Origin of the sequence: Halorussus salinisoli, assembly GCA_005239435.1 — an archaeon.
GTDB lineage: Archaea > Halobacteriota > Halobacteria > Halobacteriales > Haladaptataceae > Halorussus > Halorussus salinisoli.
Window position 1 is genome coordinate 289,077 of sequence record SZNP01000004.1, and the last position, 16,202, is coordinate 305,278.

Below are 16,202 nucleotides of genomic sequence, written 5' to 3' on the forward strand. Positions count from 1 at the left end.
CTTTAGCCATATATGCGGCTATCCGCTAGGAAAATGAGTCCAGGAGAAAAATAAGTTAGAGATCGATGGTATCTAACTTAGGACGATTGCGTAGTCGTCGCCATGGTGGAGAAGTCAGCCGGGTAATGAATCTGACCGTCACCGTCCCACTGGAAGCCGATCTCTTCGAGTTGTTGGCGTGCAACATCCAGACTCGATTCGTACGGCTCGACATCGTCCCAGTACCAGTTCTCGAACCCGATCGAAATCGGATTGTAGATGATACTTCCCGTCCCACCGTAGATCGTATCGATAATAATCTCCTGCGGGATCGCATGCGCCAGAGCTCGGCGTACGTCCCGGTTCGCGAACAGATCCTCGCGGAGATTGTACCCGATGTGGTGGATCGACATCATCAGCGCGCTCTCTAACCCCACCGACTCGTTTTGTTCGAATCGAGCGATATCATCGACGGGGAGTTCCCAGCTGAGCATGTCCAGATCACCGGTTTCGAACGCTCGAATGCCAGCGCGGATGTCGGCAATGATCGCTCGGGTCAGGCCATCCACGTTCGGCGGGTTGAAGTGGTCCTCGAAGGCTGTCAGCTGCACCTGCGAGTCGAACTGCGCGCTCTCGACTTGGAAGGGTCCACTCCCGACGGCTTCGGGATTCTGCCAGTCGATGGCCGCATCTGCTTCGATGTCTTCCGGGACGTTCTCCCAGATATGCTGTGGAATGATGAACACCCGTGAGAGAGCGCTCGTGAGGAACGGGGCGCTGGGATTACTGAGGTTGAACACCAGATCGAGATCCGATTCGGTTTCGATACTCTCGATGGGTTCGGTCCGCGTCTCGAGCGTCGGCGAGTTTTCGGCCCCGTATTCGTAGGAGAACTTGACGTCCTCGGCGGTCACGTCCTCGCCGTCGTGGAACGTCATCCCCTCGCGCAGCGACACTTCGATAGTCGTTTCGTCGACTAGTTCGACGCTCGACGCCGCCCAGGGCTCGGGTTCGAGGTCAGGCGTCACGCGCATCAACCGGTCGTAAATCAGCCTGAGCATCTCGCGGTTCCCGCGAGCGACCTGATCGAGCGGATTGAGCGCGTTCAGATCTTCCGCCATCGACGTCCGGAGATTGGCTTGGTCTTCATTCACGGGTTCGATATTTACGTAGTTCCAGAACGATCCGATCCCCTGTTCGAGGATCGAGACGGGATTCTGGAAGCGGTCCTGATTGTACGGCATCACCCGCTCTTGGACGAGCAAGGGCACGACCGGCATGTCTTCGCGGAGAATCTGCTGGATCTGATGGATCAGTTCCGTCCGCTGTTCTGGGTCCGTCGTCTGAGCCTGTTCGTCGATGAGTTCGTCGACCTCGGGATTCTCGTACGCGTACAGATTCGACTGTCCGGGTCCGATGTTGTCCGAATGGAAGAACGATCGGAAGATCGCCTCCGCCGGTTCGAATCCGTCTCCTGCTCTTCGGACTTGGAGGTGCCAAGGAAACGGCGGTTCGGCACGTGATTCGAGGTACTGTGCCGTCGGCTGCGCGTCGTAACTGACTTGGAAGCCGAGTTCTCGGAGGTTGTCAGCGACGAGACGTCCGTACTCGAACCGTGCCGGAGCGTCTCCCTGGGCGATGCTGAGCAACCTGACCTCTTCAACAGGTTCCCCGTCGGGATCTTGTACCCGATTTAGGGTGACGTCGTTGTCCCTGTCGTCGTGCGGTTGTGACCAACCTGCTAACCCAGTTGTGATCGTCACCGCAGTGCCGGATTTGAGTGCTTCCCGTCTGGTATACTTTACCATGCTACCCTGCTACACTGATTCTCTATTTATAATTTTTCACTATTTATAATTCAGAATCTGGTTTTATTACCACGTCCCGGCCTTCTCTCTAAATACTGGCACAATTCTACGCTTCGACTTGGGTTCTCCCGCCGCTCAAACGAGACTTACCACTCCCGGAAGTGCAGGTACTCCGCGTCAGAACGCAGTTTCGCTTTCACCATCCTCCGACAGGCGATCACGTAATCGGGATAGTACACAGAATAACAACTTAACGGTCGAACCTATCTAGAGATCTCTCCATAGAACACCCATCCCCTGTGCGTTGATACAACCCCAGAGGTCAAGAAACACACGTTGATTTCAGACATTTTTATTTGGAACTAACACAAGGCATTTCTTCTCCCAATTCGCTTTGCAGCGTATGTCGCCCTCCTCAACTCGGCGCCAGCTCCTCCGAACAACGACAATACTCGCCATCAGCACCACTATCGCTGGCTGTAACCAAACTACTACGTCCAACGCGACGTCCAGCAAAACCACCACCTCGAAAACCAAGACGAATCCTCGTGCATTCATTGACCTCATCCAAGAATCGTATCTGGCGAAGGCATGGACACTTCCACAGGACAGATTCCGCTTCCCGAAAGGCGACTCCGTACCCCTCTCGGATCTCGACGAGTCAGTTCGTGACGCCGTTCGGACCGCTATCGACTCCCCGCCCTACACGACCCAAGATGCGTCACAGGACCTCTTAGACGGTATCGACGATATCAACCTCGTGACGTACGAAGACACGGTCTGGGACGTCGAACACACCTTCCCGACGGTGACCGTCCGTCTCGACACCGAAATCTCTGAGGACGAACCTGTCGAAGAGCGCACCGTCACGCACGACGGAGACGCCATTCGGTCGAACGATGCCATCGAGGATGTCGTGTCAACCATCGCACCCCTCGGTGTCGAAACCGCGCCACGCCCCTACGAGACCACCCGCCTTGACCCGCAAGTCCAGGTTTTCCTCGACCAATACGACTACATCGAAACGCCGAGAGGAACCGGCGAAATCGCCGTCTCCCGGACAAACCGCTCCCCACCCCACACCGTCCGTGCCCAAGAAGCCACAGATGAGGAACTCTACGGCCGCCGCATCCGGGAGACCGCCGACTACGGCCCGCCGACGAGAGAGTTCATCGAGCGCCTCCTTGCGAGCGACCGGAAGACACCGGGCAACTACCAGGACCGTATCCGCGTTCTCTATCCCGACGACGTCCCCCGGCAGTTCGCCAGAGATCTCGACTACGGGAGCAACTACGTTCGCGTTGACGACGAAGTCTTCGGGTTTGACACTCGCCACGTCCACTGGGACGACCTCCCGGTCACGTTTGACGCGACCGTCCTTGGCGAAAACGATGGGACGACCGGCCCTATCGACATCCAACTCTCCGTCCAGAATTCGAGCGACGACACCGTCCGGCTTCAGATGGAGGGCTGTACTCCATTTGGCGTGCTTTGGGGGTACGGCCCTGGCGGCGAACACGTCCTTTGGAATGACGTGTATGAGCAGACCGATAACGTCATCATCGAGAACGGTAGCATCGTCCCGGAGTCGCATACGGAAATGGACCTCCAGCCGGGCCAGACCCAATCTGCGACCTACCGCCTCGGACACGATAACCTCGGCGCCGATGAACCTCTCCAGTCGGGGACCTACGAGGTACTTGGCACCATCTGGACGAAGTGGCCGACGTACGAGGGTGCGAAGGAGTACGACTGGCGGAGTCAACTCTTCCCGTACACGCTCATCATCGAAGTCGTCTGACTCGGTGTGAGGGATGTCGGCCAGTCGTCGACCCAATTCAGAGCGTGAACTTGACGCCGACCACTGTTTGTGATTCTTTGTGCAGACCAACTCAGCTATAGTTTTTATAACTACTCAGTTTGGAGAATCACAGACGGAGACACCACCTTCGCTGATTTGATTTGTAACCTGTTCGTGGATACTCTCGGCGAGTTGTTGCATCGTATCTACTTGTCGTTCTGTCGGGCGCCGTCCTCCGTAGTAACTATCTGTGCGGTTAGTGTCGTACAACTGCCGTAATTCGCGCGTTGTCGTGGTACTCGGGGTTCAGACTCTCGTCGGGTAGTGGAACTCGCTCACCGGCTTGATCGATGATCGTCCGCTGAAGTAGTTCGCTTTGTGTCTCGAACGACGAGTTCACTCGCGACCGGTACTCCCGGTCAATCGGAATAATTCCCGATCAAACGCAGCATGATACGTCCTGCTCAACGGCAATACATTCGTCAAGTCAGACCAATACTCCGGATATTCACTCCACAACAGCACGTGAGCGACGTCCAAAAGCCCCAGATCACAAATGCACGCGGCCTTCTCAAGTCCGAGGTTTTCAAACGACCCCATGAACGTGGTCTCGAAGATTTATGGAAAGATGTCGTACTCGCACAGCACCGCGACGACAAACTCGACCGCGAAGAAGCTATCAAGCGCGTGGATCGAACGAAAGTCGAACGGACAAATCAGGAACAAGAGATCGTCGAAGGAGACGTTGACCGGGGACTCAACGTGCGACACGGCCAAGGAATGCTGCCTCGCCAGGATTTAGTTCTGGAAAGCTGTACTGGCTCGTAGATGGATTCCCCTCTAACTCGGTCCTTTGGCCGGGTGACTGCACCCGAACTCGCGGTATTCGTCTCCGGAGTGGCGAGTATGGGGCTCGAAATTCTCGCCGGCCGCATGGTCGCTCCCCAGTTCGGCAGCAGCATCTACACCTGGGGGAGCATCATCGGCGTGTTTCTCACGGCGTTGAGCCTTGGCTACCACTACGGCGGCAAACGGGCCGCAGAGCAGGCGAGCGTCGACCGCCTGACATGGCTATTGCTCGGAACAGCCGCTTACATCGCAGTACTGGTCTTCGCCGGCGATTTGCTGTTGACTGCAGGGTCGGTGTTCCCGCTCCCGAGCCGGTTCGCCTCGCTGCCCGCTATCATATTATTGTTCGGCCCGCCGACCTATCTGCTCGGCTTCGTCAGCCCGTATGCAGCCGAATTGTCGAACACCGAGGACGTCGGTGAGGCGTCGGGCCGCGTGTACGCCCTCGGGACGGTCGGCAGCATCCTCGGTGCTTTCGGCACGACGTTCCTTCTCATTCCAACGTTCGGCATCGATACTATCGGCTTCCTGTTCGGGTTGTTGCTCGTCGGGACGGCGGCATTGATTGTGCTTCCGTCGATGAACCGTAAACCGCTGTTTGCAGTCCTCGGCGTCACGGTACTGCTCGTAGCGGCAATCGGTAGCGGTGCTTTCGGCGTCTCCACCGGTGGGCGGGTCATCTACCAGACCCAAACGCCGTACCAGGAACTCGAAGTCGCCGACCTTGGCGACACGCGGACGCTGTTCCTCGACGGCCAGCGCCACAGCGCGATGGACCTAAGCGATCCAAACCGTCACGTCTTCGAGTATACTCGCTACTTCCACATCCCGTACCTGTTCGCCGAGGATCCCGACGAGATAGACCGGGTGCTGTTCATCGGCGGCGGCGGATTCACCGGTCCTAAGCGGTTCGAAGCCGAGTATGACGTCACCGTCGACGTGGTCGAAATTGACCCTGAAGTCATCGATGTCGCCAAGGAATACTTCCGCGTCGAGGAGTCCGCACAGCTCAATATCTATAACGCAGACGGCCGGCGGTTCCTCCGAAACACGGACAACACCTACGATGTCATCGTGTTAGATGCCTACAAGAAGGACAAGGTGCCGTTCCAGTTGACGACCGTCGAATTCATGCGGTTAGCGAATGACCGCCTCTCCAAGGACGGCATCTTCTTTGCGAACGTCATCTCGGCACCGAACGGGCCCGCTTCGGAGTTCTACCGCGCCCAATACCGGACGATGGAACAGGTGTTCCCGCAAGTATACGGGTTCCCGACCGCTAGAACGGGCGTCGTCCAGAACGTCGAACTCGTTGCAACAAAGAACTCGGAGGTGGTAACGGAGTCCGAGCTCCGAACACGGAACCGTGATCGCGACATCGGCATCGATCTCAGTAGCGAGATCGGGAGTTACCGAAACGACGAACCGACCGAAGGCGTGCCGATACTCCAGGATAACCGCGCGCCAGTCGACAGCTTGCTCGACCCGATGGTCGGCCAGCGGTACGTCATCGAACAGGCACCGCCGGAGAACGAAACAGTTGGCTGAACGGGGCGTCACTCCGGTCGACTCTTTAACTCGACAGTCCCGTTGTGGTGGATGGTAATCGCGTCGTTCTCCGAGGCGTCGGACAGTTCCGGTCGATTCTCGAAAATTGGGTAAGTCGAGTCGGCACGTTCAAGATACAGAGGTTGCGTGCAGCCTGAAGCAGGGGTTCCTTCCACTCAGCTACATGGACTCTATCGCTCACTGAATGTGCGATTCGAACTGGATAGTTCCGAAAGAGGCTTCGACAAGATATGCACCACGGATTGAGCATTCAGATTGTGTATCCTCGACACATGATAACCGTGAGAAGCAGACTATTCATCGGTGTCTTCGAAACAGTTAGCACAGCGGCGATAATGCTTTCGACGGCCTGACAGTCAACGTGTTGGAACATTTTGAGCTGTTCACAGTGGGGACCGTCGGCCATGAGTGCGTGCGTGACCTGTGAGCACCCCGTCTAGACGAGGACCTCGTCGGTCAGCGGTTCACTTGGATTCGGCAACCGAAATCGAGAGATATTCTTCGAGGAAGTCCTCACGTTCGCGGAGTTCAAGCCCGCTGAAACACAGCACTGTGACGCCGAGATTAACACACCCTCAATTGCACGTACTCCAATTATCCGGGGACGATCAGACAGGAAGGGAACGTCTCTTACACGTGGTGTAAGACCAACCAACTGCGTGACCGATAGCGAGACCACCGCAGACCACCGCTATTCAATACCAGCCTTACAGCTACCCAACCCCACTAACACATACGGTGTTGATAGTTCAGGAGTTCGTGGATTCAGTTCGGCGGTGGTTTTCCGTGAACCGTGGCGTGTTGCTGCCAGTCTGTAGGCGTGGCTAGGCTTCCACCAGCCGTAAGGCAGGAGATGGCCGTCTGGCGGGTTCTCGTGAACGTCACGCTCGCGTATTTACCTCAGTCCACAAGGCGTGGAATACACGGCTGGACAGCAACTCTACCATCGACGGAAGATGAACGAGACAGTGAACGGGGATCAAACAGAAATCCGGTGCGTTCGTGCGGTCACGCCCTTGGTGGAAGCAGTTCCGCGAACTCGTCATCAAATGCACCGTTCACAACCTGGAACGAACCCTTGCTATTTCACACGAGGAGTATGATTGTCCGTAATTCTGAGATGAACAGACTGCTGAATACAGAGCCTGTATTTAGCAATGGCTTCGGTACATCAGCACAAAAAACATCTCGATATTCACGTCAAGTTGCTGCAAGAGCCCGAAACAAGGGGTACGTTTGTCGCCAGCACCCTCAGGAATTAGGGTTTTTGAGGAAGACGAGTCCCGTGCGATATTCGCTCGCGACAATGGTCTCGTCTGCGGCAACGGCCGTCCAGAACGACGCACCCTCCGGATCGTAGACACCGATCTCGGTCGGCGTGCTCGGATCAGTGATGTCGAATACGCGGACGCCACCGCCGTACCACGACGTGTAGAGTCGGTCGGTGGTCACGTCGAAGTTGTGTGACGTACGGAGCAAGTCGCGACCCCGTGAATCGTCGGTGTCAATCACTGGGTTTGCGTCGAGGTACTCCTGATCAGCCAGAGAGAGGTCGATGTCAGGTGGGGAGATATGACCGATCCGGTTTGGGCCAGCAAAGATGTCCTTCCCGAGGTCGGAGACGTCCCAGATGTCGATGCCACCTGGCTCTCTGCTACCAAAGGCTTCCGCGCCGACATACACGTACAACCCATCTGGCGAGGGCTGGACGTAATGCGCGTTCCCCGGTAACGTCAGTTGACGGGTTAACTGCCCCGTCTCTTGGAGGTACGCCTCAGGGTCTTCCTCGCCAATTTCGAAGAATCGGACTTCTTTGGTGGCGCCGGGCGCCTCCCCGAAATGGGCTGCGAGTTCGGGCGCACTCGGATTACTCACGTCCAACACGACGATGCCCGCGTCCCAAAAGCAAATATAGGCGAGTCCATCTTGGACGTACACGTCGTGAAATCCATTAACGAGTCCGGCCTTTGCGAAGGCCGGACCCGGGAACTCTTTCAGTTTCCACGTGCTCACTCGCGTCGGGGTCGTCGGGTCACTCACGTCAACGATATCCACGCCCGTTTCGCCAAAGGGTCGCAACTGATCCGGTTGGCCGTCTTCATCCGAATCGATTGCAGTAGTCGCATTCACTCCGACGTAGGCGTACTCGCCATCGAGGAAGAGGTTATGCACGGTGCCGAGGGGGCGATCCTCTGTACTCACGTCGTAGAACGACACGTGTTCTGGTTGTTCCGGGTCGCTCACGTCGAAAAAGGCGACGCCGCCCGGATTGCCGTCGTTGGCGACCCCCGCCACATCGCCAGCCACCTTTACGTCCGGCGTGTCGATGCGCAGATTCGGCGGCGCGTCCGGTGTGAGCGGAGCCCCGAACGTCCGTGAGTACACGGTGCGTGGCTCTGTTGGCTCCGTCCAATCGACGACGGCGAGTCCCCCAGCATTGACGGCGGTTTCCTTGTATACGCCAGAGACGGCCACGTACGCGTACTGGTCTTGTATCACAACTTCGGCGGCACCATCGATCGGATGGGTGCCCAGGAGTTCCAATTGGGTAGGTGACTGTGGTAATTGTGAAACTGTGCGGCTGTCTATCTGTCCGAGGGGGGCGACAAGTGCGAGTGATTTCAAGAACGTCCGGCGGTCACTTCCCGGTTGTTCCTCGTCCCCCGAGCCATTGATGTGAGGTGCCATGCCATACCACAGATAGAGGGCCTCCATCATCCTCTATAAAATCACGGGATGAACGGTGTTCGTGGAGTGAACAGTCCACGATTCGAGAAGATGACGCTTCACACCATTTCCGATGCAAACGATAGTGGGACTGCCAGTGCCAGAAACAATTGGATTGAATCCCTCCGAGGGCCCCTCGTGCTGAATACGCGCTGTGTATTCAGCAAGACTTCTATAACCTATCACCGATTGAGGGTTTCAACAAGGCCACAATCTCATAGATAGGGTTGGTCTAACACCTGGTGCGAATATATCACGCTGATTTCCCTCAGAGATGGGATAATTCGTCGGTTGCCGTGCTGAATACAGAGGTTATATTCAGCTTGTTCCTTCGAGGGAAATTCTTTTGCCGTTCAAGTACGGAAAAGGATTAATGAGTTCCGGTCGTATCACTCTCGAAGAAGTCCTCGCCGCCTGTGAGCGAGCAGGGATGGTCTGCGAACCGGTGACGGCCAGCGAAGTCGGGGAGGAACTCGGATGTACTCGACGTGCCGCCCTCAACAAACTTGACGAACTGGCCGACCGGGGTGATATCGAGAGTAAGAAGGTCGGCGCTCGGAGCCGCGTATGGTGGCGCCCCCCCGACCCTAGCTCTACCCGCGAGCAAGACGATGCCGAAGACACTCTCGAGCCCGGTTCCATCACAGCCGAAGAATCGCTCTCTGACATCAAAAAGCGCCTCGAAACCGAACTCAACGAGATGTTCGGTCGAATTTCAGATGCCTTCTATGCACTCGACGACCAATGGCGATTCACATACGTCAATGAACACGCCGAGGAGTTGATCGACTACCAGGGCGAGGGTCTGGTCGGCAAGAACTTCTGGGAGGTGTTCGAGTGGGCGACCGACTCGACCCTCGGCGAGGAGTACCGGACTGCGATGGAGACCCAGGAACCGACCTCCTTCCAGTTCTACTACCCCGACCCGCTCGAAGCGTGGTACGAGATTCACGCCTACCCCTCCGAGACGGGGCTCTCAGTGTACTTCCAGGACGTGACCGAGCGCGTCGAACGCGAGCACGAACTCGAACGGTCCGAGCGCCGCTACCGGACGCTCGTCGAGAACTTCCCCAATGGCGCGGTCGCCCTCGTGGACGAGAACCTCCACTACCGGACCGTCGGCGGCAACCCCCTCGACGTCGCTGACGTCACGGCCGAGGAAGTGGAGGGTAGCCTGGTTCGAGAGGCGTTGCCGCCGGAACTAGCCGACGAACTCGTCCTGCGCTACGAGGCCGCCCTCAAGGGCGAGACCGACTCGTTCGAGGCCGAGTACGACAACCGCCTCTTCGAATTCCAAGTTGTCCCGGTCCGGGACGATGACGGCGACGTCTTTGCTGCCCTGGGGATGTCGCAGGATATCACCGAGCGCAAAGAGTTGGAAGCCGAACTTCGGACCACAAAAGAGCGATACCAGCGGCTCGTCGAACAGAATCTCCTCGGCATCTACCTCATCCAAGACGGCGAGATACAGTACGTCAACCCGAGATTCGCAGATATTTTCGGCTACACGCCGGAGGAAATGCTCTCGGAAACCGAGCCGCTCGATCACGTCGCCCCGGAAGACCGGGAAATGGTCGTCGAAAAACTCTGGGCGCGCCAAGAAGGCGAAGCCGACTCGAGTCATTATACGTTCACCGGCGTCCGGAAAGATGGCCAACGGATCGAACTCGAAGTCCACGGCAGCCGGGTCGAGTATCAGGGTGACCCAGCCGTCCTGGGAACGTTACTCGACGTGACGGAACGAAAGCGGATGGAGGCGGAGCTCCGGCGAGAGCGCAATCTCAAGGATCAAATCGTCGAGACGAGCCCGGTGGGAATCACGGTCGTCGACGCCGACGGCATGATCCAGTTCGCTAACGACCGTGCCGAGAAAATATACGGGCGCTCCCGCGAGGAACTCAACGAGTTCGCCCACGACGATCCCCGCTGGGATCTCGTCGACGAGAACGGTGACTCCCTCGAGACGGGTGAGGCGCCCTTCGATCGCGTGCTCGCCCGCGAGGAGGCGATCTACGACCAGGTCATCGGCCTCCGCCAGCCTTCAGGTGAGCGGGTCTGGGTGTCGGTTAACGGTGCCCCACAGTGGAATGAGGCGGGCGAACTGGAACATACCGTGTTCGCGTTCGAGGACATTACCGAGCACCGCGAGACGCAGCGACGTCTCGAAGAATCCGAGCGCCGGTACCGAACGCTCGCCGAGAATTTCCCGAACGGTGCCGTGGGCGTGTACGACCACGACCTCCGGTACACACTGGTGGCAGGTGAGAAAGTCGGCGATCCGTTGCCCAGCGCAGAGGAAATCGAGGGAACGAGGATGCCAGAACAATACTCTGACGACGTCGCTGCGGACCTCGAACCGATGTTCCGAGCTGCCATCGAGGACGGCGAGACCGGAAGCGCCCAGACAACGGTCGCTGGCCGGACCTGGCAGGCGTGGGCGACGCCGTTACGAAACGCCGACGGCGAGATCTTCGCGGGGCTAAGCTTCACCCAGGACATCACGGAACAGGTCGAGCGCGAACGAGAGCTCGACGAAACGATAACGGAGTTGCAGGAGAGCGAAGAGCGGTTACAACTCGCACTCAAGGCCGGAGAGATGGGCACGTGGGAACTCGACCTTCAGACCGGTGATGCACCCATCCGCTCACCACAACACGACCGAATCTTCGGCTACGAGGAACCGCTCGACGACTGGAGCCTAGAGACGTTTCTCGATCACGTCCACCCGGACGACCGCGAGCGAGTACAGCAGTGCTTCGAGGAGGCCTTCGAGACCGGCAAGTGGGACTTCGAGTGTCGGATTACGAGAGCCGACGGCGAGCGACGCGTAATCTCGGTTCAGGGTGGATTCTACGACGATAGCGAAGGGAAGCCCGTTCGTGCAGTGGGGGTGGTTCAAGACGTCACCGAGCGCAAGGAGCGCGAGCGCGAACTCGAACGTGCGCTCGACCTCCTCGAACGGACCGAACGCATCGCGGACGTCGGCGGCTGGGAGATCGACGTAGACACGATGGACGTGTTCTGGACCAACCATATCTTCGATCTCCTGGAGGTACCCGGCGACGAGGAACCGCCGCTGGACGAGGCCCTCGACATGTACTACGAGGAGGACCAGCCGATCGTTGAGGACGCCGTCGAAAACGCGCTCGACTCCGGCGACCCCTTCGATGTCGAGGTGCGGATTCGGACGGACACCGGTGAGATGCGTTGGCTTCGGCTTCAGGGAGTTCCAGAGACCATCGGCGATGAAGTCGTTTCGTTCCGCGGGGCGGCCCAGGACGTCACCGAAAAGGTCGAACGCGAGCGGGAACTCCAGGAGCGCAACGAACGCCTCGACACTTTCGCCAGCATGCTCGCGCACGAACTCCGAAACCCCGTCACCATCGGGCAAATATACAGCCAGCAATTGCCAGCGGAGACGGATTCGGAGGCAGTCGAGTACGTCACCGAAGCCTTCGATCGAATAGAGGACATGATCGACGTTCTGTTGGTGCTGACCCGTGGTCGCGAAGTAATCAATGAAGGAACACCAGTCCACCTTGCGGACGCCGCACGCAAAGCATGGGAGAAAGTCGAAGCCCCCGAAGCGACGCTCGACATTGAGTTCGACCAGACGATACAGGCCGACGAGACGTACGTTCAGCACCTATTCCGGAATCTCTTCGAGAACGCTGTGGAGCACGGCGGTCAAGACGTCACGATTACGGTCGGCGATCTTCCGGTCGGGTTCTACGTGGCCGACGACGGGTCAGGAATTCCAGTGGACGAACGAGATGCCGTATTCGAAGCAGGCTACACGACCGCCGCCGAGCAAGGCGGCACTGGGTTGGGATTGGCGTACGTACAGGAGTTAGCTGAGGTATACGAATGGGAGTATACGGTGACCGAGAGCGCAACTGGAGGTGCACAGTTCGAGTTCACGAACGTAGACCAGAACCCATCCCGTAACTGAGGCCTGTCGGAGCAAATCAGGACGAATTCAGAAAATTGTCCTATTTTCAAGCCACCTCCATCGATTCCTTCCACGGTGTAAACGGTCGTGTGACGCGCTACGAAATTTCCCTTAATCGATTCCGGCAGTCTGAATTTGGACGTGCGTCGATGCTGAATACGCGCCCTGTATTCAGCACATTGCGATTGATAGCATCACGATAGGTCTCTGTGAGTGTGCTGAATACCGAGATTGTGTCCATCAATATAGTGGCTGGAATTAATAACACTAGCTGGGAAGTATGGTTGATGAATCTAGCTTTTCATTCAGCCTCAATCTAGCTGTACTTGTGCGAAAAGGTCTTAGCTTGGATTGTGCATAGATATCAATTACCATGGTGGGGAAAGAGAAAGACACGAGCACGACCGAGCGGAGAACTCTTTTGAAGGCAGTCGGTACAGGGGCCGTGGCGGGCCTCGCCGGAATACCTAGCTACGTCGGGGCGAAACAGCAAGACTTCCCGAGTAGCGACATCGAGATGATAGTTCCGTGGGCCGCGGGCGGTGGCACCGACCGGACCGGCCGGCAACTCGCGTCACTGGCCGAGAACTACATGGATACCTCGTTCTTCGTGTCGAACGTGACCGGCGGAAGCGGGAGTGCTGGCTTCAGACGAGCGGCGAACGCCGAACCGGACGGCCACACCGTCGGGGTGCTGACGGTCGAGATATGCACCATCTCACACCTCGGTATCGCCGACATCACGCCCGATGCGTTCGCGCCGGTCATGCAGTACAACTTCGACCCAGCGTCGCTGACCGTCCATCAGGACGCACCGTACAGCACCATCGAGGAGTTCACGTCTTACGCCGAGGAGAACCCCGGCGAGATTCGCATCTCCAACTCGGGTATCGGAGCAATCTGGCACCTCTCGGCCGCCCAGTTCGCACAGGAGGTTGGCATCGAGGTCGAACACATCGGCTACGACGGCGGCGCACCAGCGACGCAGGCGGTCGTCAACGGCGAGGTCGAGGCGACGACTGCCAGTCCAGCGGAGGTCGCCCCACAGGTTCAGGACGGCCCGCTCAACATGCTAGCGGTCTTCGGCGAGGAGCGAAGCGACCTGTTCCCCGACGTGCCGACGCTTCAGGAGCGAGACATCGACGTGACCATCGGCGCGTGGCGCGGTCTAGGCGTCCCCGCTGGAACGCCGGACGAGCGGGTGCAGGCACTCCACGACGCGTACAGGTCGGTCTACGAATCCGACGAGTTCCAGAACTTCATGAACCAGAACGGGTTCGGGTTGGTCTACCGCGGTCCGCAGGAGTACGGCGAGTTCATGCAGAGCGAACTCGACCGGTTCGCTGGCATCGTCAACCAGCTCGGCCTCGGGCCCGGCGGGGACGACGCGACGCCAACGACCACCGAGACAGAGACGACGACCACGTCGTAACTCGCCCGTCCGCGGTGGGGCGAACTACTCACAATGTCTTTTCAGATACGATACACAGACAAGGTGGCAGCGGTACTGTTAGTCGGCCTCTCGGTCGGGGTTTTCGTCGCCAGTCGGGACTTCCCAAGCGGGTTCGGGGACTCACCCGGCGCGGCGTTCTTCCCGCGGCTCATCGTCTCGATAATCACGCTCCTCGCGGGCGTCCTCTTCGTCTGGAGTGTCGTGTCGAGTGAGACCCGAACGTACGACGTTTCCGCGACCGACGTGCGACGGTTCGCGGTTCCGGTCACGCTCCTCGTGATGTACGTCGCGCTGATGCCGATTCTCGGGTTCGTCATCGACACGGTGGCGTTCCTGGTCGTGTTGACGCTTTACTCCGGGGTCAAGAGCTACTGGCGGTCAGGAGCACTCGCTGTCGGCCTCAGCCTCGCGCTCCACTACGTGTTCGGCGAATTCCTGCACATCCCGCTCCCGGAAGGAAGTCTCGTGTCGGTAGTCAGATGGCTCCCGTCGCTCCCGCTAGCGGGGGTCGTGTAGATGAGCCTCGTCGGAAACCTGCTTCAGGGTGCCTCGCTCGTCTTCCAACCGTTCGCGCTAACCCTCATCGTCGCCGGAGTCCTCATCGGGATGACGATGGGATCGCTTCCCGGCATGACTGCGACGATGACCGTCGCGGTGTTGGTCTCGTTCACGTTCGGGATGGAACCGTCCGAAGGGATGATGCTGCTGCTGGGCATCTACGGCGGGGCGCTCTACGCGGGTTCGATACCCGCCATCCTCATCCGGACGCCGGGCACGCCGAGTGCAGCCGCCACCGTCTTCGACGGCTTCCCGCTGGCTGAACGCGGACTCGCGGGCCGTGCTATCGCCGTCGCCACCGTCGCGTCGTTCGTCGGGGGCGTGGTCAGCGTCGTCTTGCTGACCCTGCTGGCCCCCCAGGTCGCCTCGGTCGCCATCCAGTTCGGCTCCCCCGAGTTCTTCGCACTGGCGGTGTTCGGGCTGACCATCATCGCCAGCGTCAGCGGCGATTCACTCGTCAAGGGACTCATATCGGGCTTGCTCGGGATGCTCCTGGCGACCGTCGGACTCGACCCAGTCCTCGCGTACCCCCGGTTCTCGTTCGGATTCGAGACGCTGACCTCGGGAATCCAGTTCATCGCGGTGATGATCGGTCTGTTCGGTATCGGCGAGGGTCTGCTCCGATATCAGCGCGGTATCGGTAGTGAAGAGGTCTCGCAGGAGGTGACGAACGTGATTCCCAACCGAGAAGACCTCGCAGCCATCCGGAATGTCACCATCGGATCCAGCGTCGCGGGCGCGTTCATCGGTGCGATTCCGGGCGCAGGCGGCGACATCGCCTCGTTCGTGACGTACAACGAGGCGAAGCGGTGGCTCGGTGATACGAAGTCGTCGTTCGGCGACGGCGACATCCGCGGGATCGCGGCGGCCGAGTCGGGGAACAACGCCAGCACGGGCGGTGCGCTGATTCCGACGCTGACACTAGGTATCCCCGGCGACTCCGTGACCGCTATCCTCATCGGCGCACTGCTGGTCCATGGAATCCGTCCCGGTCCGGGCCTGTTCCAGGACGAACCCGCGCTGGTCTACGCCATCTTCGTCGGGTTCTTCATGGTCTACGTCGTCATCCTCGTCCTCGGTCTCGTCGGCGCACGCTACTGGGCGCGGCTCATCGACTTCCCTGCGAGATACCTCTGGCCCGCCATATTCGTGCTTTCGATAATCGGGTCGCTCGCGCTCCGCGGGAATGTGCTCGACGTGTGGGTGGCCCTCGGTGCGGGCGTTCTCGGGTACGTGATGCGAATCGAAGACTACCCGCTCGCCCCCATGGTGCTCGGCCTCATTCTCGGCCCGATAGCCGAGGTGAATCTGCGTCGCTCCCTCAAACTCTCTGGCGGGTCGCTCGACATCTTCTACTCGGAACCGATCACGCTCGGGATACTGATTCTCGCGGTCGTGTCGCTGCTCTTCCCGTTCGTGCAGGCGTGGCGGCAACGAGGAGTAGAATCTGCCTGACGACTCGGCCGCGGAAGACCGTTCTACTTTTTGTCCGCCTCGGCGTTCCTA

At 58.7% G+C, this 16,202-nt stretch carries 10 protein-coding genes and 2 pseudogenes; 8 read left to right on the forward strand and 4 right to left on the reverse strand.

Translation table 11 applies throughout. The annotated features are described in order from the left end of the window. Positions 1-77: 77 nt before the first annotated feature. On the reverse strand, positions 78-1,787 hold the full coding sequence (locus E2484_RS12695; protein ID WP_137285587.1) for an ABC transporter substrate-binding protein: 1,710 nt from the start codon (positions 1,785-1,787) through the stop codon (positions 78-80). A gap of 403 nt (positions 1,788-2,190) precedes the next feature. Between E2484_RS12695 and E2484_RS12700 the strand changes: the two genes are divergently transcribed. Then, positions 2,191-3,588, forward strand: coding sequence for a hypothetical protein (locus tag E2484_RS12700; RefSeq protein ID WP_137285588.1), 1,398 nt, complete (start codon positions 2,191-2,193; stop codon positions 3,586-3,588). A gap of 114 nt (positions 3,589-3,702) precedes the next feature. On the opposite strand, the pseudogene E2484_RS26050 reads toward E2484_RS12700, so the two are convergent. After that, positions 3,703-3,888 (reverse strand): annotated as a pseudogene (locus E2484_RS26050) (DNA-binding protein); the annotation flags it as partial. Between the two features lie 96 nt (positions 3,889-3,984). After that, the gene (locus E2484_RS26055) at positions 3,985-4,188 is read right to left on the reverse strand and encodes an HNH endonuclease (RefSeq protein WP_394347910.1); all 204 of its coding nucleotides are present in this window, start codon (positions 4,186-4,188) and stop codon (positions 3,985-3,987) included. On the opposite strand from E2484_RS26055, the gene E2484_RS12715 reads away from it, so the two are divergent. The 3 genes and pseudogenes from E2484_RS12715 to E2484_RS25595 form a co-directional block, all read left to right on the forward strand. Then, entirely contained in the window at positions 4,114-4,416 is a 303-nt protein-coding gene (locus E2484_RS12715) for a hypothetical protein (protein WP_321112598.1), read from the forward strand. The two genes, E2484_RS26055 and E2484_RS12715, sit on opposite strands and share 75 nt — an antisense overlap. Beyond that, a complete protein-coding gene (locus E2484_RS12720; RefSeq protein WP_137285589.1) occupies positions 4,417-5,985 on the forward strand; it encodes a spermidine synthase in 1,569 nt (522 codons plus the stop codon). 909 nt (positions 5,986-6,894) lie between these two features. Then, positions 6,895-7,119, forward strand: a pseudogene (locus tag E2484_RS25595) (hypothetical protein); the annotation flags it as partial. Positions 7,120-7,257: 138 nt separating this feature from the next. On the opposite strand, the gene E2484_RS12725 reads toward E2484_RS25595, so the two are convergent. After that, on the reverse strand, positions 7,258-8,550 hold the full coding sequence (locus E2484_RS12725; protein WP_170977339.1) for an LVIVD repeat-containing protein: 1,293 nt from the start codon (positions 8,548-8,550) through the stop codon (positions 7,258-7,260). Between the two features lie 556 nt (positions 8,551-9,106). On the opposite strand from E2484_RS12725, the gene E2484_RS12730 reads away from it, so the two are divergent. From E2484_RS12730 to E2484_RS12745, 4 genes are all read left to right on the forward strand, one after another. Continuing rightward, positions 9,107-12,685 (forward strand): PAS domain S-box protein, encoded by a 3,579-nt coding sequence (locus E2484_RS12730; RefSeq protein WP_137285591.1) that lies wholly within the window; start codon positions 9,107-9,109, stop codon positions 12,683-12,685. A gap of 373 nt (positions 12,686-13,058) precedes the next feature. Then, positions 13,059-14,117, forward strand: coding sequence for a Bug family tripartite tricarboxylate transporter substrate binding protein (locus E2484_RS12735; protein WP_321112600.1), 1,059 nt, complete (start codon positions 13,059-13,061; stop codon positions 14,115-14,117). Between the two features lie 63 nt (positions 14,118-14,180). Continuing rightward, a complete protein-coding gene (locus E2484_RS12740; RefSeq protein ID WP_170977340.1) occupies positions 14,181-14,654 on the forward strand; it encodes a tripartite tricarboxylate transporter TctB family protein in 474 nt (157 codons plus the stop codon). After that, complete coding sequence (locus E2484_RS12745; protein WP_137285593.1) at positions 14,655-16,151, forward strand: tripartite tricarboxylate transporter permease; 1,497 nt, start codon at positions 14,655-14,657, stop codon at positions 16,149-16,151. Positions 16,152-16,202 lie beyond the last annotated feature (51 nt).

Bases quoted from the DNA above. Each gene is read 5' to 3' on its own strand.
- E2484_RS12700 (WP_137285588.1), top strand. From the start codon at position 2,191: ATGTCGCCCTCCTCAACTCGGCGCCAGCTCCTCCGAACAACGACAATA.
- E2484_RS12735 (WP_321112600.1), top strand. From the start codon at position 13,059: ATGGTGGGGAAAGAGAAAGACACGAGCACGACCGAGCGGAGAACTCTT.
- E2484_RS12720 (WP_137285589.1), top strand. From the start codon at position 4,417: ATGGATTCCCCTCTAACTCGGTCCTTTGGCCGGGTGACTGCACCCGAA.
- E2484_RS26055 (WP_394347910.1), bottom strand. From the start codon at position 4,188: ATGGGGTCGTTTGAAAACCTCGGACTTGAGAAGGCCGCGTGCATTTGT.
- E2484_RS12745 (WP_137285593.1), top strand. From the start codon at position 14,655: ATGAGCCTCGTCGGAAACCTGCTTCAGGGTGCCTCGCTCGTCTTCCAA.
- E2484_RS12695 (WP_137285587.1), bottom strand. From the start codon at position 1,787: ATGGTAAAGTATACCAGACGGGAAGCACTCAAATCCGGCACTGCGGTG.
- E2484_RS12730 (WP_137285591.1), top strand. From the start codon at position 9,107: ATGAGTTCCGGTCGTATCACTCTCGAAGAAGTCCTCGCCGCCTGTGAG.